20 protein-coding genes and 1 pseudogene are annotated in these 18,979 nt (G+C 70.2%); 11 read left to right on the plus strand and 10 right to left on the minus strand.

What is annotated here, in order from left to right:
- Positions 1-5: 5 nt before the first annotated feature.
- From ERL55_RS14990 to ERL55_RS14270, 7 genes are all read right to left on the minus strand, one after another.
- A complete protein-coding gene (locus tag ERL55_RS14990) occupies positions 6-638 on the minus strand; it encodes a hypothetical protein (protein WP_164972216.1) in 633 nt (210 codons plus the stop codon).
- 10 nt (positions 639-648) lie between these two features.
- Positions 649-1,410 (minus strand): EscJ/YscJ/HrcJ family type III secretion inner membrane ring protein, encoded by a 762-nt coding sequence (locus ERL55_RS14245; RefSeq protein ID WP_164972217.1) that lies wholly within the window; start codon positions 1,408-1,410, stop codon positions 649-651.
- Between the two features lie 16 nt (positions 1,411-1,426).
- On the minus strand, positions 1,427-1,855 hold the full coding sequence (locus ERL55_RS14250; RefSeq protein ID WP_129137019.1) for a hypothetical protein: 429 nt from the start codon (positions 1,853-1,855) through the stop codon (positions 1,427-1,429).
- A 113-nt stretch (positions 1,856-1,968) separates the two neighbouring features.
- The gene (locus tag ERL55_RS14255) at positions 1,969-2,289 is read right to left on the minus strand and encodes a hypothetical protein (RefSeq protein WP_206733330.1); all 321 of its coding nucleotides are present in this window, start codon (positions 2,287-2,289) and stop codon (positions 1,969-1,971) included.
- Between the two features lie 139 nt (positions 2,290-2,428).
- Positions 2,429-3,658, minus strand: coding sequence for an FHA domain-containing protein (locus tag ERL55_RS14260; RefSeq protein WP_129137020.1), 1,230 nt, complete (start codon positions 3,656-3,658; stop codon positions 2,429-2,431).
- A 29-nt stretch (positions 3,659-3,687) separates the two neighbouring features.
- Complete coding sequence (sctV, locus tag ERL55_RS14265; RefSeq protein WP_129137021.1) at positions 3,688-5,742, minus strand: type III secretion system export apparatus subunit SctV; 2,055 nt, start codon at positions 5,740-5,742, stop codon at positions 3,688-3,690.
- Positions 5,743-5,977: 235 nt separating this feature from the next.
- On the minus strand, positions 5,978-6,376 hold the full coding sequence (locus ERL55_RS14270; RefSeq protein WP_206733331.1) for a flagellar biosynthetic protein FliO: 399 nt from the start codon (positions 6,374-6,376) through the stop codon (positions 5,978-5,980).
- A 191-nt stretch (positions 6,377-6,567) separates the two neighbouring features.
- Here ERL55_RS14270 and ERL55_RS14275 point away from each other — a divergent pair, with 191 nt between their 5' ends.
- The 7 genes and pseudogenes from ERL55_RS14275 (at position 6,568) to sctT (ending at position 11,361) form a co-directional block, all read left to right on the plus strand.
- Positions 6,568-7,614, plus strand: a complete 1,047-nt coding sequence (locus ERL55_RS14275; protein ID WP_164972219.1) for an ATP-binding protein — start codon at positions 6,568-6,570, stop codon at positions 7,612-7,614.
- Complete coding sequence (locus ERL55_RS15225) at positions 7,614-8,219, plus strand: response regulator (RefSeq protein WP_129137024.1); 606 nt, start codon at positions 7,614-7,616, stop codon at positions 8,217-8,219. The genes ERL55_RS14275 and ERL55_RS15225 overlap by 1 nt, the downstream gene beginning before the upstream one ends.
- Complete coding sequence (sctQ, locus tag ERL55_RS14285) at positions 8,212-9,270, plus strand: type III secretion system cytoplasmic ring protein SctQ (RefSeq protein ID WP_129137025.1); 1,059 nt, start codon at positions 8,212-8,214, stop codon at positions 9,268-9,270. The genes ERL55_RS15225 and sctQ overlap by 8 nt, the downstream gene beginning before the upstream one ends.
- Before the next feature lie 12 nt (positions 9,271-9,282).
- Positions 9,283-9,522, plus strand: a pseudogene (locus ERL55_RS15280) (flagellar biosynthetic protein FliP); the annotation flags it as partial.
- A gap of 21 nt (positions 9,523-9,543) precedes the next feature.
- A complete protein-coding gene (locus tag ERL55_RS15260) occupies positions 9,544-10,299 on the plus strand; it encodes a hypothetical protein (RefSeq protein WP_343132724.1) in 756 nt (251 codons plus the stop codon).
- Positions 10,300-10,309: 10 nt separating this feature from the next.
- Positions 10,310-10,579 (plus strand): type III secretion system export apparatus subunit SctS, encoded by a 270-nt coding sequence (gene sctS / locus ERL55_RS14300; protein ID WP_100324081.1) that lies wholly within the window; start codon positions 10,310-10,312, stop codon positions 10,577-10,579.
- The gene (gene sctT / locus ERL55_RS14305; RefSeq protein WP_129137026.1) at positions 10,576-11,361 is read left to right on the plus strand and encodes a type III secretion system export apparatus subunit SctT; all 786 of its coding nucleotides are present in this window, start codon (positions 10,576-10,578) and stop codon (positions 11,359-11,361) included. The genes sctS and sctT overlap by 4 nt, the downstream gene beginning before the upstream one ends.
- A gap of 339 nt (positions 11,362-11,700) precedes the next feature.
- Here sctT and sctU read toward each other — a convergent pair whose 3' ends face one another.
- Positions 11,701-12,768: a type III secretion system export apparatus subunit SctU gene (sctU, locus tag ERL55_RS14310; RefSeq protein WP_164972220.1), complete on the minus strand. Its 1,068-nt coding sequence runs from the start codon at positions 12,766-12,768 to the stop codon at positions 11,701-11,703.
- 209 nt (positions 12,769-12,977) lie between these two features.
- On the opposite strand from sctU, the gene ERL55_RS14315 reads away from it, so the two are divergent.
- From ERL55_RS14315 to plsB, 4 genes are all read left to right on the plus strand, one after another.
- Positions 12,978-13,298, plus strand: coding sequence for a hypothetical protein (locus ERL55_RS14315; protein ID WP_129137028.1), 321 nt, complete (start codon positions 12,978-12,980; stop codon positions 13,296-13,298).
- 54 nt (positions 13,299-13,352) lie between these two features.
- Entirely contained in the window at positions 13,353-14,039 is a 687-nt protein-coding gene (locus ERL55_RS14320; protein WP_129137029.1) for a hypothetical protein, read from the plus strand.
- Positions 14,040-14,215: 176 nt separating this feature from the next.
- Positions 14,216-15,097, plus strand: a complete 882-nt coding sequence (locus ERL55_RS14325; RefSeq protein ID WP_129137030.1) for a hypothetical protein — start codon at positions 14,216-14,218, stop codon at positions 15,095-15,097.
- A 34-nt stretch (positions 15,098-15,131) separates the two neighbouring features.
- A complete protein-coding gene (gene plsB, locus ERL55_RS14330) occupies positions 15,132-17,798 on the plus strand; it encodes a glycerol-3-phosphate 1-O-acyltransferase PlsB (RefSeq protein ID WP_129137031.1) in 2,667 nt (888 codons plus the stop codon).
- Positions 17,799-17,844: 46 nt separating this feature from the next.
- Here plsB and ERL55_RS14335 read toward each other — a convergent pair whose 3' ends face one another.
- Positions 17,845-18,669: a hypothetical protein gene (locus tag ERL55_RS14335; protein WP_129137032.1), complete on the minus strand. Its 825-nt coding sequence runs from the start codon at positions 18,667-18,669 to the stop codon at positions 17,845-17,847.
- 90 nt (positions 18,670-18,759) lie between these two features.
- Complete coding sequence (locus ERL55_RS14340) at positions 18,760-18,963, minus strand: YdcH family protein (RefSeq protein ID WP_129137033.1); 204 nt, start codon at positions 18,961-18,963, stop codon at positions 18,760-18,762.
- Positions 18,964-18,979 lie beyond the last annotated feature (16 nt).

The following is an 18,979-nucleotide window of genomic DNA, read 5'->3' on the forward strand; positions in this document are numbered from 1 at the left end:
CGGTCTCAGGCCCTCGCGGCGCGGGTCTCGTGATGGGTACACAGCAGCAGAACCGGCCGCTCGGGCAGATACGTGGGCGTGGCGGGCTCGCGCGGGTGCAGCAGGGCCACCCATTCGCCCAGCGCGGGGTCGCGATGCGCGGCCCAGGCACGCAGTTCCTGGCGGCCCTGGCAGGCGAACAGGTCCAGCACCGGGGTGTCGTCGTCGCCCTGGCCGCCCGCCAGCGCCTGCTCCATGCCGGTGGCGAGCTCCCGCACCGCGGCCGCCGGCAACCGCGCATCCCAGACCGACGGGTCGAGCGCCAGCAGGTAGCTGTTGCCGAGTGCACGCTTGAGCCGGCGCACCGGCTCGCGACGCACCTCGCCACGGATTGCCGGCGCATGCGCCAGGACTCCCAGATCGCGCGTCAGGCGCGCGATGCGCGCCTTCGGCCAGCGCATGGCGAGGGTGGCGGGGTCATGGCCGGGGCGTGGCGCCAGCAGTGCGTCGACCAGGCCATCGGTGATCAGCCCGCGCGCCAGCAGCCGGCGCCCGAGCCGGCTGCCACGGGCGCGACGCAGCAGGTCGGCAGGCAGCGGTTCGCCTCCATCGCGGAACCAGTCCGGTTCCACTTCCGCCAGTAGCGCCTGCAGCGTCACCGCGGTCGCCTCAGCCGTTCCAGACCCGCGGCGGCGGCTCGGCCTTGCGGGCCAGGCGCTGGCGCAGGCGGCTGCCGAAGGCGAACAGCCCACCCAGCAACGCCACCACCAGCACCGCGATGGCGATCGCCACCGGGTTCAGCGAGGACATCGCGATCGGATTCTGGCTGGGCGCCGGGGTGCCGAGCGGGCCGGCAAAGGTCTGGAACTTCACTGTGACCTTGTTGATGTCGCTCATGCCCGGCACGCCGTCCTTGATGACCATCTTCATCTCGGTCTCGTAGTCGCGCACGTTGGCACCGGGCTGGCCGAAGATCACCACCGAGGCGGACGCATCGGTGGCGGTGCCGCCGAGCGGATCGCGCTCGGGCAGGTTGATGTGCACGTGCGCCTCGGCCACGCCCGGATAGCGCGACAGCGTGCGCGAGAGCTCCTGCTGCAGGCCGTGCTGCAGCATCGAGCGCTCGGTCTGCGCGGAGGTCGAGAACCCGTCCTTGCGGAAGATGTCGCCCAGCGCCTGGTAGCGCTGGCCGGGCAGCCCGCGCGCGTGCAGCACCTGCATGGCCTGGGGGAAGTCGGACTGGTCGACGCGGATCTCCCAGCCGGTCTTGCTGGCGGAGGTACGCTTTTCGGCACCGATGCCGGTGGACAGCAGCGCGGCCAGCACCTCGTTGGCCTGGCGCTCGTCGAGGTCGGCGTACAGCGTGGTGCGCGTGCATGCCGCGAGCAGCACGCACATCAGCAGCACCAGCAGGGGTTTCCATCGCTTCATGACTGCCTCCCGCCGATCAGGACTGCTGGCGGAACAGTTGCTGCACGCCATCCGAAGTGCGGTTGGCCACGTTGGAGGTGAGCTGCGACTGGAACAGGAACTCATGGCACTTCATCGTCATCTCGAGCATCTGCCCGGGGGTGAGGTCCTGGGTGCTTCCGCTCATCGCCTGCGACAGTGCCTCGATGTTCTTGGCGCCGCTGTTGAGGTTGTCGAAGGCGGAAATCATCATCCGCGTGCCTTCGGACGGGGCGGCCTCGGCGGCGTTCTGCACCGCCTGTGGCTCGGCGGTTGCAGGTGCCGAACCGGTGCTGCCGGTGCGCTGCAGGGCCTGCGCGAATTCGCCGACATTGATGGCGCCCGCCTGCTGCGGGGCCATCGCGGCTCCGCCGCCGGCGGCGTGTGTGGCGACGTCCATCGCCGCGACCTGGATGGCTTCGATCATTGGTGACTCCCGGACCCGTGGTCCTTCAGCCGTGCATCTGCTTGCGGGTGTCCCGGTGCATCGTGGCGCGGCCGCCGCGGTGGCGGCGGCGCCCGATGCCCCGGCGACCGCGGTTACTGGCGCTTGCCCAGCGTCTCGAGCGCCTGGCCCACGCTGTTCTGCGAGGTGGCGGCGTTGTTGGACATGAACTGCATCTTCAGGCTGGCGGCGGTCAGCTGCACCATGTTCGACGGCTGGTCACCGCCGGCGGAGATCTGGTCCGACATCTGGGTGATGCGCGAGGCCTGGCCGTCGAGGGTGTTGCCCCACGCGCGCGACATCGCCTCGTACCAGCTCGAGCTGCTGCCGGCGGAGGCGCCGCCGCGGGTCGGCCCGTTCTGCATGGCGGCGGTGCCGATGAAGTTGTTCAACTGCGAAGTGTCGATCATGGTCATGTCGTGCTCCTTCCTGTGGGTGCCGAAGACGGCGACTGCTGCGGTTGGACTGCGGGACTCTACTGGAGTCGATGGCGATGAATGCGTGACCTCGGGTACGCCCGAGGGGTCGCGGGAAACCTCCTGACCGGCGTGCTGCTCACTGGCGCGCTCCGGCGGCACGAACCCGCGGGTCGGCAGCCAGCGGCCGGGCGGCGGGGGTGGCCGGCATGGCCGAGGCGACTTCGGCCGCATCGCCCTCGGCGGGCGTCTCCACCGCTGCCGGGGGCGGACGCGGGGTCAGCCGTTGCAGGTTGCCGTTGCTGTCGACCACCTGCGCGTGTTCGCCGACCGCGACCAGCTGCCCCCAGCCCGGCAGCTGCGCGCCGACTTCGTAGCGGGTCCCGTCCAGCGCGATGACGTGGGCGTTCTCGCCGCGCACGATCGACACGATGTGGATCGGATCCTGCTCGTCTGCCGGAATGCCGGTACTGGACGGCGGCGGAGTGGCCAGGTTGATCGGCACCACCCGGTTCACCCCGGTCTCGACCACCGCGCGCGATTGCGCGAACTGGCGGAAGGCGTCCTCGTCGGTGAAATAGCCGCTGACCTCGACGTCGTCGTTGCCCAGGTAACGCACGCGCTCGATGCGGAAACCGCCGCCGCGCAGGATCTCCGACACCGAATACGCGAGGTCCTCGCCGCTGCGCAGGTCGACCCGCGCCGGCAGGCCTTCGGTTTCCACCTGCTGGCGCAGCGCATCGCGGGTGGTGCGGTCGCCGATGGTGCCGCTGAGCACCCAGCTGTCGCCGTGGCCACGTTCGATGCGCGCATTGGCGACATGGTGTTCGGCAGCCAGCGCACGCAGCCGGGTCTCGATGTCGACCGGCTGTTCCTTGGCGGGCACGACGGCCACGAAGATCGCCAGCAGCGCCAGCGACAGCACCGACACCGCGGCAATCATCGGCAACCGGCGGGTGATCGCCTGGCCCGGCCGCGGCGACGGCGAGTCGAACTCGACGCCCTCCGGCGCCAGCGCAATCCACGCCGGGTCGTCGATATCGCCGAAGGCCAGTGCTGCCTCGCCGAGGCCGACACGCTGCACCGACGGCAGTTCCTCCGGATCACCCGGATGCAGCAGGCGGCCTTCGAGCTTCAGTGGCGCGTCGAGCGCGCGCAGCTGCACGGCGCCGTCGATCACGCTGATCAGCGCGTGGCGGATCGCCACGCCGCGGTCGGCGAGCACGATGTCGCAGTCGTCGCCGCTGCCGACGAGGATCATCTCGCGCTCGGCGAGCTCGCGGCTGGCCCCGGCGTGCAGGCCGGCCACGATCCGCAGCACCTTGCCCGTGGCGGTGGGCGCCTGGTCGGTCGTGGTGGCATCGGTCATGGTGGGTGCACTCCGTATCGCGTGAGGCGTCAGGCGTTGATCTGCCCGGCCTGGACGATGCGCAGGTCGGGCGCGAGCTCCTGGTAGGACAGCACCGGGAGTTCGAAGAAGTCGATTTCCATCAGCTTGCGCAGGTGGCGGCGCACATCCAGCGAGCACAGCAGCACCGGCTGCACGCCCGGCGCCTGCCGCGCCAGATGCGCACGCACCTCGTTGCCCAGCCGCGCGGCGAGCTCGGGCGAGATCGCCAGCTGGCTGGCGCCGCCGGCCACGCGCACCGACTGCCGCAGCTTGTCCTCGAGTTCGGGATGGATCAGCAGGACATGCAGGGTGCGGTCGGCATCGGCGTAACGGTCGGCGATCTCGCGCTTGAGCGCCACGCGCACGTATTCGGTCAGCAGCACCACGTCCTTCTCGCGGCCACCGACATCGGTGATCGCCTCGAACGCATCGCGCAGGTTGCGGATCGGCACGCCCTCCTCGGCCAGCCGGCGCAGCACCTCGGCCACGCGCTGCGGCGCGACCACGCGCAGCATTTCCTTGACCAGGTCCGGATAGTCCCGCTGCATGCGCCCGAACAGGTTGGACGTTTCCTGGATCCCGAGGAAGCCACCGAGGCGGCGCTGCAGCGCGGCGCGGGCGTGCTCGGCGATGACGTCGAGCGGGTCGCGCGCATCCTCGCCGGGGTCGCTGGTCCAGGTGCCCGACAGCGCCGGGAAGAACCCCGCCAGCCGTGCCGATGCATCGGCACCGGGCGCCGCGGGCCTGAGCCGGGCATCGAGCTGCACGCGCCCCGACGCCAGCCGCGCGCCGTAGGCGGACAGGCGGTACTCGCCTTCGCCCAGCGCATGGTTGATGCGGAGTTTCGGCGACGGCACCGGCACGCCGTATTCGTCGCGCTGCTGCTGGGCGATGTCGGCGATGCGGCTGCGCAGCGCCTCCTGGCCGTAGCGCTCGGCCAGCGACGGCGCGATCTCCAGCGCCAGCTGCGGCGGCGGTGCCAGCTCCTCGCTCTGCTCCTCGCGCGCCTGGCTGGCCACGACTTCCTCGTCGGTCACGCGGAACAGCCGGCGGAGGTGCTCGAAGTCATGCCGGTAGCGCCACGCGCTGATCCCCAGCAGGATCGCCCCCAGCACCAGGAACACCGGCCACGGGAAGCCCGGCACCAGCATCATCAGCAGCGCCAGGCAGCCGGTGATCAGCAGCACGCGCGGCTGCCCGTTGATCTGGCGGGTGATGGCGTCGCCGAGGTGGCGGTCCTCCACCTCGCCGGTGGTGCGTGTGACCACGAGGCCCGCGGCGATGGTGCCGAGGATCGCCGGGATCTGCGAGACCAGGCCGTCGCCGATGGTGAGGATCGAGTACACCCGCGTCGCTTCGCCCAGCGGCATGCCACGCTGCAGGACGCCGATGGCCAGACCGCCGAGCAGGTTGATCAGGATGATGACGATGCCGGCGATGGCGTCGCCCTTGACGAACTTCATCGCACCGTCGAGCGAACCATGCAGCTGGCTCTCGGTTTCCAGCAGGCGGCGCTTGCGACGCGCCTCGTCCTTGTCGATGAGGCCTGCGCGCAGGTCGGAATCGATCGACAGCTGCTTGCCGGGCATCGCATCCAGGGTGAAGCGCGCCGCGACTTCGGCGACGCGCTCGGCGCCCTTGGCGATGACGATGAACTGCACCACCGTGATGATGAGGAACACCACCAGCCCGACCACGAGGTTGCCGCCGGCCACCAGGTTGCCGAAGGTCTCGACGATGTGGCCGCCCTCGGCATTGAGCAGGATCGAACGGGTGATCGCGATCGAGATCGCCAGCCGGAACAGCGTGGTCAGCAGCAGCACGCTGGGGAAACTGGAGAACGCCACCGGGGTGGGGATGTAGATGCCCAGCAGCAGCAGCCCGAAGCCGATCGAGATGTTCACCGCGACCAGGCTGTCGATCAGCCACAACGGCAGCGGCAGGATCATCACGGTGATGATCGTGACCGCGGCGAAGGCCAGCAGGATGTCGCTGTAGCTGAAGGCGCGGCGCGAGACGTTGCCGGCCGGCGGTGCCAGCAGGTTGGCGATCAGCGCGCGCATGCGCACACCCGGGCACGATCCACGGATCCGGCGCTCATGTCGCTGGCATGCCGCCCGGAATCCGACTCATGTCCCGCCCCTGTCCGCTTGCCGACTTCCGGCTGCTGCACGACCCCTGCCCTCATGCGTCACTTTGTGCCCCGAACGATATCCGGGACACGTGACCGTAAGGTAAAAATCCTGTTGCAGGGCGACAGGCGGCGGAAGTCCGTCACGTTACGTGACCGCGTTCACGTTATCGGGCGGTAGGCCCTTGCGGCCGACGCATGAGGTCGAGGAAGGTCCGCTTGCCGGGGGCGGTCTCGACCACCGGCGCGTCCTCCACCGGGGCGATGTCTGCGGCATCGAGTTCGGTGATCAGGTTCACCGAATGCCCGCTCACCCCCACCGCCAGCACCCGCCCGGCACGCGAGCGCACCAGGACGACGCGCTCACGCGGCCCCACCGGCAGGATCTGCACCACCGACAGCGGCGCGTCCTGGCCGGTCAGGCCGAATTTCCGGCGGATATGCCGTAACGCCACCAGAAGGGCAACGATGATAAAAGCGAGCGGCAGCAGGATCGCGAGCAGCTCGCCCCAGAAGGTCGGCGCCGCGGTCAGCTCCGCAGGGGTCGCCGCCGCAGCACCGGTCACGGCAACGAGGCTGGCAGCGGCGAGACGGGCGGGGGAACGGAACGAAGTGCGCATGGGAGGTCGGGCTTGAAGCGGAGCGGGGGGGAGGCGGCAATCGCGCAGCGCAGGGTAACCCAGGCCGGTGGTGGCACCCGCCATCGCAGGGCGCGCGCGCAATGACGCCGGCACGGCGGGTCGCGGCGGCGGCCGACATGGCTCACGGGACGCGGCTGGACGACGTGCTGGCCGCGGTGCCGTTCGCCTGTGCCGCCTATGCACGCGACGACGGCCGCCTGCTCGCGGCCAACGTCGCATTCCGCGAGGAGTTCGGGCGCCTCGACGGCCACGACCGCCGTGACGGGTTGCTGGCCGCGCTGCATGGCAGTGGCGTCGATGTCGATCCCGGCAGCGAGGTCCGCGCGCCCCACAACGACCGCTGGTACGCGCTGTACTGGCGCGAGGCGGCCACGCAGCCACCGGCGCTGCTGCTGACCGCGGTCGACATCTCCGAGCGCATCGAGATCCTCGATTCGCACAAGAGCCGCCAGGACAAGCTGCTGTTCACCTCGCGACTGATGTCGGTGGGCGAGATGGCCGCCACGCTGGCCCACGAGCTCAACCAGCCGCTGGCGGCGATCGTGAACTACCTCAACGGCAGCCTGCGCCTGGTCGGCCAGGCCGGCGGACCGGTGCAGGTGGAACGTGCGCTGCTGGCCGCGCGCACCCAGGCCGAACATGCCAGCGCGGTGATCGCCCGGGTGCGCGAGTTCGTGCGTGCCCGCGAGCCGCGCCGCGATGCCCAGGACGTGGCGCTGATCGTGCAGACGGTCGTGGAACTGCTGCGCCTGGAGGCCGAACGTCAGCAGCTGCGCATCGACATCGCCCTGCAGCCGGGCATGCCGGCGGCGTATGCCGACCGGGTGATGGTCGAGCAGGTGCTGCTGAACCTGGTCAAGAACGCGATCGAGGCGATGCGCGAGGTACCGGCCGCGCGCCGCGACCTGCGCGTCGAGGGCCGGGTCGACCTCGACGGCGCGGTGGAGCTGCGCGTGCTCGACCGTGGCAAGGGCCTGTCGCCGGCGGAAAGCGAGCAGCTGTTCTCGCCGTTCTTCACCACCAAGAGCGACGGCCTCGGCATCGGCCTGGCGATCTGCCGCTCGATCATCGAGTACCACGAAGGGCGGCTGTTCTTCGAACCGCGCCAGGATGGCGGCAGCGTGTTCGGCTTCACCCTGCCGCCTGCCGACGGGAGACCCTGATGGCGACTGACGTGCGCGTCCACCTGGTGGACGACAACACCCCGTTCCGGGATTCCACCGCCTGGCTGCTGGAGACGGCGGGCTTCGAGGTGCATGCCTATCCATCGGGCCCCGCATTCCTGGCCGAATGGCCGTCGCGGCGCCGCGGCGATGGCGCCGAGTGCGTGGTGTCCGACATCCGCATGCCGGAAATGAGCGGCCTCCAGCTGCAGGACACGCTGCGCCGACAGGGCTGCAACGTGCCGCTGGTCTTCGTCACCGCGCACGGCGACGTGCCGCTGGCGGTAGAGGCGATGCGCAAGGGCGCGTCGAACTTCCTCGAGAAGCCCTTCAGCGACGATGCCCTGCTCGACTCCATCCGCAATGCGGTGGCCAGCGCGCGTGCGCGCGGCGACGGCGCGGTCGACAGCGAGGTGCTGGCGAAGCTCAGCCCGCGCGAGCGCCAGGTGCTCGATCTCGTGGTGGCCAGCAAGCCGAACAAGGTGATTGCCGACATCCTCGGCATCAGCATCAAGACCGTCGAACTGCATCGCGCCAACATGATGGCGAAGCTGGGCGTGCGGTCGCTCCCCGAACTGATGAAGGTGGCCCTTGGACATGGCTGACGGCAACCGTACCGCGGCAGGTCCCCTGCGCGGGCGCATCCCGGCGATCGAGGCGGCGCAGTTGCAGCCGCTGCGCGAGTTTTTCCAGCGCCACCAGCACTGGCTGCTGCCCGACAACGGCACGCTGCGCTTCGCGCCCGGGCACCCGGTGGCCGCCGACGAGGTGTTCGAGCTCGACGCCGACGGCAGCCGGCTGGGCCTGCGGCTGCAGGCGCCGCCGCCCGCTGGCGACATGCCGCACTGGAGCGACTACCGCGGCCGCGCACGCGTGCTGGCCTGGAGCCTTGCCCACGAACGCTGGCTGATGCGGCTGAGCGAGGCCTTCGGGGTGGCGCTCACCCCGCTGCTCGACGGCCCGCTCCCGGATGCCCCGCCGGAGGTATGGCTGGACTTCCTGGTCGAGGACGACGACCCCGAGGCGAAGACCCCCGGCGCGGCCCTGCTGCAGGGCAGCCTGCGGGCGCCGGCGCAGTGGCTGCCGCGCCTGCTCGCACAGGCGGCGCCACCCTACGCCGACGAGCCGCCCACCCCGCTCGGCCGCTGGCGCGAACTGCCGGTGCGGCTGCGCCTGCTGCTGGACGTGCCGCCGCTGCCCGCCGACGACTGGTCCGCGCTGCGCCCCGGCGACGTGCTGGTGATCGGCCCGCGCGCCGCCCCCCTGCAACTGCAGGCGCGCGGCGCCGGCCGTGCCTGGCCGCTGGCCGCCACCGCCCAGGGCTGGCGCGTCGAGGGCGCCGCCCAACCCCTGCCATCACCCCTTTCCCGCGTCGAGGAGACCGGACCCATGAGCGAACACGAGACTGCCGCCACCGCCCCCGAGGATCCCGATGCAGGCATGCGCCCGCTGCCGGTGCGGCTGAGCTTCGAGGTCGGCGCCCTCGACCTGCGGGTCGGCGAGCTGGCCGAACTCCAGCCGGGCTACGTGTTCGCGCTGCCGGCGCATCTGGAAGGCGCGAACGTGGTGCTGCGTGCCAACGGCGAGGCGGTCGGCCAGGGCGAACTGGTCGCCGTCGGCGACACCCTCGGTGTCCGCCTGATCGCCTGGACCTGAGCCCGCGCCGCGATGGATTTCAACAACTACTCCCCCGCGCTGGTCCTGCTGATCGTGGTGTCGCTGGCGCTGGCGCCGTTCGTCGCGGTGATGGTGACTTCGTTCACCAAGATCGTGGTGGTGCTGAGCCTGCTGCGCAACGCACTCGGGCTGCAGCAGGTGCCGCCGAACGTGGTCATCAACGGGCTGGCGATCGTGCTGTCGATCTACGTGATGTACCCGGTGATCCTCGACACCAACGCGGCGATCAGCGCGCGCCTGGCCGGGCAACCGATGCCGGCGGCGGTGCAGGCGGACATCGACGCGCGCGCCGAGGCCGAACGCGCACGCCGTGCCGCACGCCAGCCCGGCGCCGCGACCGCGCAGCCGGGAGCGCAGCCTGCGCCCACGACCGGCGAACCGATGGCCGCAAGCCCCGCTGCCGCAGACGCCCTGCAGGCGGAAACCGATGCCCGCAGCGCAGGCGCAGCTCCGCAGGCCGCACCGACGCCCGAGCGCGGCGCGCTGTTCGGCAGCGTGACCGGCGACATCATCGGCGCGCCCGACCCGAACATGGCCGGCGTGCCCACCGACGGCGCATGGGTCAGCGCCACGCCGCCGCCCGCGCCCGCACCGCTGGTGCCGGAAGGCAGCGACCTGTCACGCATTCTTGGCATGGTCGAGGCGGGCAAGGAACCGCTGCGTACCTTCCTGATCCGCCATTCCAACGACGCCGAGCGCGCGTTCTTCCTGCGCAGTGCACAGCGCCTGCTGCCGCCCGAGCGGCGCGGCGACGTCAGCGTCGACCACTTCCTGGTGGTGATCCCGGCATTCACCGTGAGCGAGCTCACCGCCGCGTTCCAGATCGGCTTCCTGATCTTCCTGCCGTTCCTGGTGATCGACCTGGTGGTGGCCAACATCCTGCTGGCGCTGGGCATGATGATGATGTCGCCCACCACGGTGTCGCTGCCGTTCAAGCTGCTGCTGTTCGTGCTGGTCGACGGCTGGGCCAAGCTGGTGCACGGCCTGGTCCTGACCTACGCCGGATGAGGACGCAGCCATGAACGAGGCGCTGGAACTCACCCGCCAGGCCCTGGTGCTGGTGCTGGTGCTGTCGGGGCCGCCGATCGCCGCGGCGGCGATCGTCGGCCTGGTGGTGGCGTTCCTGCAGGCGGCCACCCAGCTGCAGGAGCAGACCTTCGCCTACGCGCTGAAGTTCGTCGCCATCGTGCTGGCGCTGTTCGTCACCGGCGCGCTGATCGGCGGCTCGCTGTTCGCCTACGCCGACTACATCTTCTCCGCATTCCCGGGCCTGTCGAGGCGCGGATGATGCCGTTCGCAACCCTCGGCGATGCGATGCTCGCGCTGGGGCTGACCCTGCCGCGCATCATCGGGGCGTTCGTGATGCTGCCACTGATCACGCAATCGAACATGCCGCCGATGGTGCGCAACAGCTTCCTGGTGAGCCTTGCGATCGTGGCGCTGCCGGTGGCGATGACGGCATCTCCGGGCGCGGTCGCGGCCACGCTGCAGTGGCCGATGATGGTGTTGAAGGAACTGTTCGTCGGCGTTGCGATCGGCTTCTGCTTCGGCATCGTGTTCTGGGCGATCTCGGCCGCAGGCAGCGTGATCGACAGCCAGGTGGGCATGTCGATGGCGCAGATCTTCGATCCGATCCAGGGCCACCAGACCACCCTGCACGGCGAGTTCCTGTCGGAGTTCGCAGCGTGGGTATTCATGGCCAGCGGCGCGTTCCTGATCTTCCTCGACCTGCTGATGTCGAGCTACGCGATCTGGCCGCCGACTTCGTTCTTCCCGAATCTTGCGGCGACCGGCGTCAACCTGTTCGTCGGCCACTTCAGCTTCTTCATGACCACGGTGCTGGTCCTGGCGGCGCCGGCGATCGTGATCCTGCTGGTGATCGACATGTCGTTCGGCCTGGTCAACCGCTACGCGCCGCAGTTGAACGTGTTCGCGCTCACGCTGCCGATCAAGGCATGGCTGGCCACCGGCATCATCCTGATGATGCTCGGGGTGTTCATCGAGGTGCTGGTTGGCCGGCTGGGCGACAGCCGGGCGCTGGTGGAACTGCTCAACCGGATCTTTGCCTAGGCCGGGCGCCCCGCGACGTCACGATCCAACTGAAACACGCAACAGTTGATTGGTCGGTTTGGCGCGAATCCGGTGCCGCCGCAAGTCGGCGCCCGGTACCGCCTTGGCGCGACGGCACCGGGCCCGCGCTGGACGCAACGCGGAAGACGAACGCAAAGCCAGCGCAGGCGGCCGCCAACGGGCGCGTGCCTACCCGCTTTCCGTTCCGATCGCGACGTCGTCTGCAGGCGCCTGCCGGGTGTTTCGCCGACCAGGGCGATATCGGGCGCGGACTCGGCGGAATAGCCGGCAGGCGCCCCAGGCGGCTTTTGCTTTGGCTTCAGCCCCGCGACCGACGGCTCAGCCGTGCCCGTCGCGGCGCACGGTCTCGGCCCAGTGCAGCACTTCGGCCACCGCCTCGAAGAACTCGTTGCCGATGTAATCGTCGAGCTCCGCCTTCTCGTGCAGGCCACGCGCCAGCGGCACGTTCTGCAGGATCGGCACGCCGGCCTCCTCGGCCACGCGCTTGATCTCCTCCGCGAACGCGCCCTCGCCCTTGGCGACGACGACCGGCAGGTCGGTCACGCCGTGTTCGTACTGCAGGGCGACGGCGATGTGGGTGGGGTTGGTCACGACGACATTCGCACTGCGCACGGCCCCCAGCATGTTCTGCTGCGCCCACTCCTGGTGCAACTGCCGGCGCCGCTGCTTGACGTAGGGATCGCCCTCGTTCTCCTTGACCTCCTGCTTGATGTCGCGCCGGCTCATCCTGAGCTTCTTGATGTAGGAGAACTTCTGGTACCAGACATCGAGCGCGGAGACGAAGAAGAACACCGCGATCGTCCAGATCAGGATCCATTTGATCGCATGCCAGATCGCCGCGCCGATCGCCTGCGGCGGGCTGTAGGGCAGGCGCAGCAGGTCCGGCAGCATGCGCGTCAGCACCAGGTAGCCGATGCCCAGCAGCGCCGCGCTCTTGAGCACCGATTTGACCAGCTCGACCAGGTTGTCCATCGAGAACATCTTCTTGATGCCCTCGACCGGGTTCATCTTGTCCATCTTGGGAACAAGCTTCTTCATCGAGGCCACCGGCCCGGCCTGCAGGAACTCGATCAGCAACCCCAGCACGAACGCCATGCCGAACAGCGGCAGCAGGATCCACAGCAGCGTGTCGACCGCCAGCATCGCCATCCGCGGCAGGTTGTCGGCGAACGGCTGGCCCACCGCCTGCAGGCTCTGGTCGAACAGCAGCACGACGCGACCGCCGATGAAATCCAGCAGCATCCAGGCCGCGCACAGCCAGCCCATCACCAGCACGGTGGAGGTGAGCTCCTTGCTCTTGGCGACGTTGCCTTCCTTGCGGGCGTCGCGCAGCTTCTTCGGAGTCGGCTGTTCGGTCTTGTCGGCGCCCTGGTCCTTGTCGGCCATTGCGTGCTCCTGCCCGGTCGCCGCGCAGGCTAGCATGCGTCCGCGCACGCGCATCGCATGCCGCCGGGCTGAACCGCGCCCCCGCCGCGGCCGTCGACCTAGGGTCGACCCGGGGTGACAGTGCGAAGACCGTCTCGTTACATTCTGGCCGTCGCCATGCGTCCCGCACCGGCGACCATCCCCACACCGCAGAGGTCATCCGTCGCACCATGAGCAGCATCGGTTCCGATCCGCACCTGGGCCTTGCCGGCCTCGACCGGCTTGCCGGGCAGGTCGCGTTCGACGATCTGCGCCAGCAGCCCGGCCACGCCGCGCCGCTGGACCATGTAGCGGGCCTGGAGCCGGCAACCGCGCCCGGCCCGCAGGTCGATGATGGCGAACGCATGCTTGCCGCACCGGCTTGGGCGGGTATCGACCAGGGCGCACGCATGCTCGCCGGTGACGGCGCGTTCGAGCACGCACTGTCCGCGAGCCCGCTCTCCGAGGCCGCCGACCAGGCCACCGGCGCGATCCTCGCCGCACTGGGCTGACCGATCCCGGACAGGCGCGTGTAGCCTGTCGCCGAACTTCCCGGTCGAATCCCGATGTCCGATGCACTGCCCGTTCCGCCGCCGGCGGCGCTGCGCGCTGCCGCCGACCGCCTGGTGTCGGCGCTGGCCGCACATGCCGATCCCGAGTACCGCCTGACGGTGCTCAAGCGCCTGGCCCGGCGCCTGGGCGAGGACCAGTACCCCGTGTTCCTGCGCCTTCTGGGCGTGGTCGCGGAAAGTGATGACGTGCGTGCCAAGCGCCTGCTGGCCGACACCCTGGCCACCGCCCTGCGGCGGATGGACCTGCCCGGTGGTGCGCTGAGTTCCTGGGGCGCCACCCGCCTGCCGGACACCGTGACCCCGTTCGCCGCCAGCGCGCTGACCGGGCAGTTCTTCGGCGCCACCCCGCGGCGGCTGCTGGGGCCGGTGGAATACCTCACCGTCTGGCACCTGCAGCGCACCCAGCGCACGCCGCTGGGGGCGCAGGTGTTCCGTGACGCGCTGGCCGGATTGATCGACCTGCTCAACCACAGCGACGATGCGCGCACGCTGTATCCGCAGAAGCTCGCCGCGGATGCCGAAAACGAGCTGGAAGGCGCCTACACCCGCGCCACCCGTGAACGGCTCGCCGCCGTCGCCGCGGCCTGGAAGGCGGGTGAGCCGCCGGAAGCTGTCGCCCAGGCCGCGCTCGACGCGGTACCCGAGCAGGCCCCGGGCAGCTGGGTCGTGCGCGACCTCTGACCCGGGTCCGCCGCATCCCGGCTCACCGGCCGATCCGCACCGGACCCACGTCGCATCTCCGCCACCGCGCCGTCGGAACCCGGCCACGCCCGGCGCCGAAAGGCTTGCCGGGCCCCTGCCGCGCGGCCACCATGGCCGCCGCGCCCGCATGCGGGCCGGGCACGGAGGGGGAACCGATGCGCATCCAGACACTGCTGCTGGCCGCGATCTGTGGCATCGCCGGACTGACCGGATGCCGTGGCGACCGCGATGGCGGCGACACCGCGACGGCCGGTGCCCAGCGCCCGGTCGACGCGGTGCTGCTGCCGGCCCGGCACCTGCGCGACGACGACCTCGTCGCCTTCGTGCGCGACAGCGTGCCGGCACCGCTGCACGCGCAGCTGCAGCAGGCGTGGAGCGAAGGCCGCAGCCGCTGGCCGCTCGAGGAGCTGCCGCTGCACGGGCAGCTGCCGCGCATGATCGCCGCCCTGTCGGCGCCCGACGCCGAAGCCACGCTGCTGGCCGCGTTCGACAGGCAGTTCACCGGCGCCGACGGCGAGCTGCGCAAGGCGATCGAAACACTGGCGGCGTTCGGCGTGCAATACGTGACCAACAACCCCGATCTGGACGACATCCAGCGTGATCGCGAAATCCAGCGGCTGGTCGCGCTGTCGCGCTGGGCGGTGCAGGCACCGCTGACCGATCGCGAGCGCGCACGGGCGGCTTTGGCAACGCTGTGCGCGGCCGCGCGCGCCACCGGCCTGGATTCCGATGCGGCCATGGGAGAGGCCGGCATGGACGAGAGCCTGCGCCGGCTGTCGGGCTTCCTGGCTGCCGTGCGCACGGTGCTGGCCGACTACGGGCTGGACCTCGACGCCAGCCTGGCAGCGCTGGACGTGACGCTGGAACGGCAGACAGGCGACCACGCGCAGCTGCGGGTGCGCTACCCGCTGGCTGGCGAGGCCATCGACGTGCGGGTGGAGATCGAGCGCCACGGCCGGCAGTGGTATCGCAGCGATCGGCTGCGCCGCGCCACGGCCGCTACAGGCCGCGATGGCGCGTCCGCCGTCCCGCGCTGAGGCGCAGCACCCGGCTGGGCGATAATCTGCGCACATGTCACGCCATTCCCCCGACCAGAACCCGCTGCCGTTCCCCGACACCGGGAGCCATGCGGAGCCCCGCGCCGACGACCATGCCGCCAACCCGGCCGCCGGCCTGCACGCGGATCCCGACGCGGCGCTGGCCGCACCGCGCCTGCCGCGTCGCGACCCGCGGCGGCCACTGTGGGCGCGGCTGCTCGGCCGTACCCTGGCGCCGTGGATCGCGCTGAAGATCGAACCGCAGGCGCCCGCCGGCCTGGTCGACGACCGCCCGGTCTGCTACGTGCTCGAGGACTACGGGCTCTCCAACGCGCTGATCCTCGATCGCGCCTGCCGCGAAGCCGGGATGCCGTCGCCACTGCAGCCGCTGCCGGGTGACCCGGTCGGCCGCAAGCGTGCGTACGTGGCGCTGTCGCGGCGCAATGCCGCCGGCACGCTGAACGCACTGGCCAAGGGCAAGCGCCCGCCGAAGCCGAGCACCCACTCCGAGACCCTGGCACGGCTGCTGGAAGCCCATCGCGCCGACCCGTCGCTCGACGTGCAGTTGCTGCCGGTGTCGATCTTCGTCGGCCGCAGCCCGGACAAGGCCAGCGGCTGGTTCTCGGTGCTGTTCTCGGAGAACTGGGCGCTGGTCGGCCGCTTCCGGCGCCTGCTGGCGATCCTGCTCAACGGCCGCGACACCCTGGTGCGCTTTGCAAGCCCGGTGGAAGTGCGCGGCATCATCGCCGAGGACCTCAGCCCCGAGCGCACCGTGCGCAAGGTCTCGCGCGTGCTGCGGGTGCACTTCAACCGCATCCGCGAAGCCGTCGTCGGCCCCGACCTCTCGACCCGCCGGCTGCTGGTGGACAAGGTGCTGTCCGCCGCGACCGTGCAGGAAGCCATCGCCGACCAGGCGCGGCGCGACAACTCCAGCAACGAGGACGCGTGGAAGAAGGCGTACATGTATGCCTACGAGATCGCCGCGGACTATTCGCACCCGGTGGTGCGCTCGGCGAGCTTCCTGCTGACCTCGGTGTGGAACCGCATCTACCGTGGCGTGCTGGTGCATCACCTCGATGCGCTGAAGGCGGCGGCACCCGGGCACGAGATCGTCTACGTGCCCAGCCACCGCAGCCACATGGACTACCTGCTGCTGAGCTACCTGCTCTACAACAAGGGCATCGTGCCGCCGCACATCGTCGCCGGCATCAACCTCAACCTGCCGGTGGTGGGCACCATCCTGCGCAAGGGCGGCGCGTTCTACATCCGCCGCTCGATCCGCGGCAATGCGCTGTATTCCGCGGTGCTGTCGGAGTACGTGGCGCAGCTGGTCGCCGGCGGCTATTCGATCGAGTACTTCATCGAGGGCGGGCGCTCGCGCACCGGGCGGCTGCTGCAGCCGAAGGGCGGGATGCTGTCGATGACGATACGCGCCTACCTGCGCCAGCCGACGCGTCCGGTGCTGTTCCAGCCGGTCTACATCGGCTACGAGAAGCTGATGGAGGGCACCAGCTACCTCGACGAGCTGACCGGCAAGCCCAAGCAGAAGGAATCGATCTGGCAGCTGCTGTGGGGCATCCCGAAGGTGCTGCGGCAGAACTACGGCCAGGTGGTGGTGAACTTCGGCGAGGCGATCCCGCTGCAGCGGCTGCTGGCCGAGCACGCCAGCGACTGGGACGGCCGCCCGCTGTCCGACGACGAACGCCCGGAATGGCTGTCGCGGATGGTCGATGCCACCGCCGAGCGCATCCAGGTGCACATCAACCGCGCCGCCGACGTCAACCCGATCAACTTCCTCGCGCTGGCGCTGTTGTCCACGCCCAAGCATGCGATGAGCGAATCCGACCTGCTGGCACAGATCGCGCTGTCGAAGACCACGCTCACCGACGTGCCCTACAGCGACCTGGTCACGGTGACGCCGCACACGCCGGCGGAGATCGTCGCGCATGGCGAGGAGATCGGCGTGCTGCAGCGCATCTCGCACCCGCTGGGCGACGTACTGCGGGTCGACGACGAGACCGCGGTGCTGCTGTCGTACTTCCGCAACAACGTGGTGCACCTGTTCACCGCATCCGGCTGGATCGCCTCGTGCTTCCACAACAACCGGCGCATGAGCGGCAACACGCTGCTGCGGCTGGGCCGTTCGCTGTATCCGTTCCTGCAGGCCGAGCTGTTCCTGCCCTGGGACGCCGACGGTTTCGTGGAGCGCCTCGAGCTCACCATCCAGGTGTTCGTGCGCGAGGGGCTGCTCGAACGCGTCGGCGAGGACGAGGGCGGCATCTACCAGCGCAACTCCGGGCAGACCGACGAGGTGTTCCGCCTGCGCGCGCTCGGCCACCCGCTGCAGCAGGCGTTCGAGCGCTACTACATCGCGATCTCGGTGCTGGCCAAGAACGGCCCCGGCACCCTGGGCGCGGCGGAACTGGAGAACCTCTGCCAGCAGGCCGCGCAGCGGCTGAGCCTGCTGTACGCACCGGCGGCGCCGGAGTTCTTCGACCGCTCACTGTTCCGCGGCTTCATCCAGAAGCTGCGCGAGCTGGACCTGGTGAAGCTCGACCAGAACAGCAAGCTGGTGTTCGACCAGCGCCTGGACGTGTGGGCGCGCGACGCCAAGGTCATCCTCGGCCGCGAACTGCGGCATACGATCGAGAAGATCAGCCCGGAAGCGGTGCGGCCCGCCATCGAACCGCCCGCTGCCTGAGGGCCCACCACCCGCCGGCACGCCGTCGGCAGGTGGTGCGCGGCGGTCAGTCCGCCTCGGTGATGGTGACGGTGTACTCGCCCTGGGTGCCCAGGTGGCCGATGTAGATGCCGTACTCGCCGGGACGGAAGGTGTCGCGGACGCGGGCGTCGAGCATGCCGCCGCCATCGTCATCACACAGCACCTTGCCCGGGCCGGTGATCACCAGCGAGGAATCGGTGGTGCTGTCGACGCGGATGTCGAGCGACACCGTCGAGGTGACCGTCAGGGTGTGGTCCGGCGTGGTGTCGATGACGCCGCTGCAGTGCGCGCCGTAGCGCGTGGCCTGCACGCTGCCACCGGTCTGGCCGCTGGCGGTCTGCGGATCGGGCATGAAGCCGGCGCCGAGGACGAAGTCGCCGTAACGGCCCTTGTCGGCACCACGACCGGCACCGCCGACGAGTTCGGAAAGCTCCAGCCGGTAGCGGCCCTGGCGCTCGTAGTGGCCGACGAACACCTGGTAATCGCCCGGGTCGAGACGCGCATCGACGCGCGCGTCGAGCAGGTCGCCGCCATCGTCATCGCAGAACACGCCTGACGGACCGATCACCGCCAGCGTGGAATCGGTGTCGCTGGTCACGGTGAGGCGCAGGTTGACCGGACTGGTGACGCGGATGCGGTGGTCGGGCCTGGCGCCGATGCTGCCGGTGCAGCCATTGCCGAAGCGCGCGGCGTTGCCGTCGCCCCCGGTCACGCCCGAGCCGACCTGCGGGTCGGGGGTGAAACCGGCCCCGAGCGTGAAGTCCTGCGCCAGCGCGGGCGTGGCGGCGAACGCCAAGGCGAGCGCGAGGCCCGCGCGCACGCCGCGCGGCCCGATCATTGGATATGACATGCGGATCCCCCATGGCACCTGCCGGCGGACGATCCGGGGCATGCATGCCGGCGCGGATCATAGGTCCGCGCGCCACTTGCGGTAAACGCGTCAGGCCGGCTCGTCGGGGATCAGCGCCGATTCCATCCGGGCGATGCAGTCCTTGAGTCGCAGCTTGCGCTTCTTCATCCGCTTGACCGCCAGTTCGTCCATGGCGATGTCGGCCTGCAGGCGCGCGATCGCAACGTCCAGGTCGCGGTGTTCCTGCCGCAACATGGCCAGGCGGCCGGGCAGATCGGGATCCAGCGGCTCCATGCGCGGAGCATACATC

The sequence above is a fragment of the Luteimonas sp. YGD11-2 genome (genome assembly GCF_004118975.1).
Lineage (GTDB): Bacteria > Pseudomonadota > Gammaproteobacteria > Xanthomonadales > Xanthomonadaceae > Luteimonas > Luteimonas muca.

Excerpts from the sequence above, each read along its gene's own strand:
- ERL55_RS14275 (WP_164972219.1), top strand. The coding sequence starts at position 6,568 with ATGGCTCACGGGACGCGGCTGGACGACGTGCTGGCCGCGGTGCCGTTC.
- ERL55_RS14255 (WP_206733330.1), bottom strand. The coding sequence starts at position 2,289 with ATGACCATGATCGACACTTCGCAGTTGAACAACTTCATCGGCACCGCC.
- sctQ (WP_129137025.1), top strand. The coding sequence starts at position 8,212 with ATGGCTGACGGCAACCGTACCGCGGCAGGTCCCCTGCGCGGGCGCATC.
- ERL55_RS14315 (WP_129137028.1), top strand. The coding sequence starts at position 12,978 with ATGAGCAGCATCGGTTCCGATCCGCACCTGGGCCTTGCCGGCCTCGAC.
- plsB (WP_129137031.1), top strand. The coding sequence starts at position 15,132 with ATGTCACGCCATTCCCCCGACCAGAACCCGCTGCCGTTCCCCGACACC.
- ERL55_RS15260 (WP_343132724.1), top strand. The coding sequence starts at position 9,544 with ATGCCGGCGGCGGTGCAGGCGGACATCGACGCGCGCGCCGAGGCCGAA.
- ERL55_RS14320 (WP_129137029.1), top strand. The coding sequence starts at position 13,353 with ATGTCCGATGCACTGCCCGTTCCGCCGCCGGCGGCGCTGCGCGCTGCC.
- ERL55_RS14250 (WP_129137019.1), bottom strand. The coding sequence starts at position 1,855 with ATGATCGAAGCCATCCAGGTCGCGGCGATGGACGTCGCCACACACGCC.
- ERL55_RS14340 (WP_129137033.1), bottom strand. The coding sequence starts at position 18,963 with ATGGAGCCGCTGGATCCCGATCTGCCCGGCCGCCTGGCCATGTTGCGG.
- ERL55_RS14245 (WP_164972217.1), bottom strand. The coding sequence starts at position 1,410 with ATGAAGCGATGGAAACCCCTGCTGGTGCTGCTGATGTGCGTGCTGCTC.
- sctS (WP_100324081.1), top strand. The coding sequence starts at position 10,310 with ATGAACGAGGCGCTGGAACTCACCCGCCAGGCCCTGGTGCTGGTGCTG.
- ERL55_RS14260 (WP_129137020.1), bottom strand. The coding sequence starts at position 3,658 with ATGACCGATGCCACCACGACCGACCAGGCGCCCACCGCCACGGGCAAG.
- ERL55_RS14325 (WP_129137030.1), top strand. The coding sequence starts at position 14,216 with ATGCGCATCCAGACACTGCTGCTGGCCGCGATCTGTGGCATCGCCGGA.
- ERL55_RS14335 (WP_129137032.1), bottom strand. The coding sequence starts at position 18,669 with ATGTCATATCCAATGATCGGGCCGCGCGGCGTGCGCGCGGGCCTCGCG.
- sctV (WP_129137021.1), bottom strand. The coding sequence starts at position 5,742 with ATGCGCGCGCTGATCGCCAACCTGCTGGCACCGCCGGCCGGCAACGTC.
- sctU (WP_164972220.1), bottom strand. The coding sequence starts at position 12,768 with ATGGCCGACAAGGACCAGGGCGCCGACAAGACCGAACAGCCGACTCCG.
- ERL55_RS15225 (WP_129137024.1), top strand. The coding sequence starts at position 7,614 with ATGGCGACTGACGTGCGCGTCCACCTGGTGGACGACAACACCCCGTTC.
- sctT (WP_129137026.1), top strand. The coding sequence starts at position 10,576 with ATGATGCCGTTCGCAACCCTCGGCGATGCGATGCTCGCGCTGGGGCTG.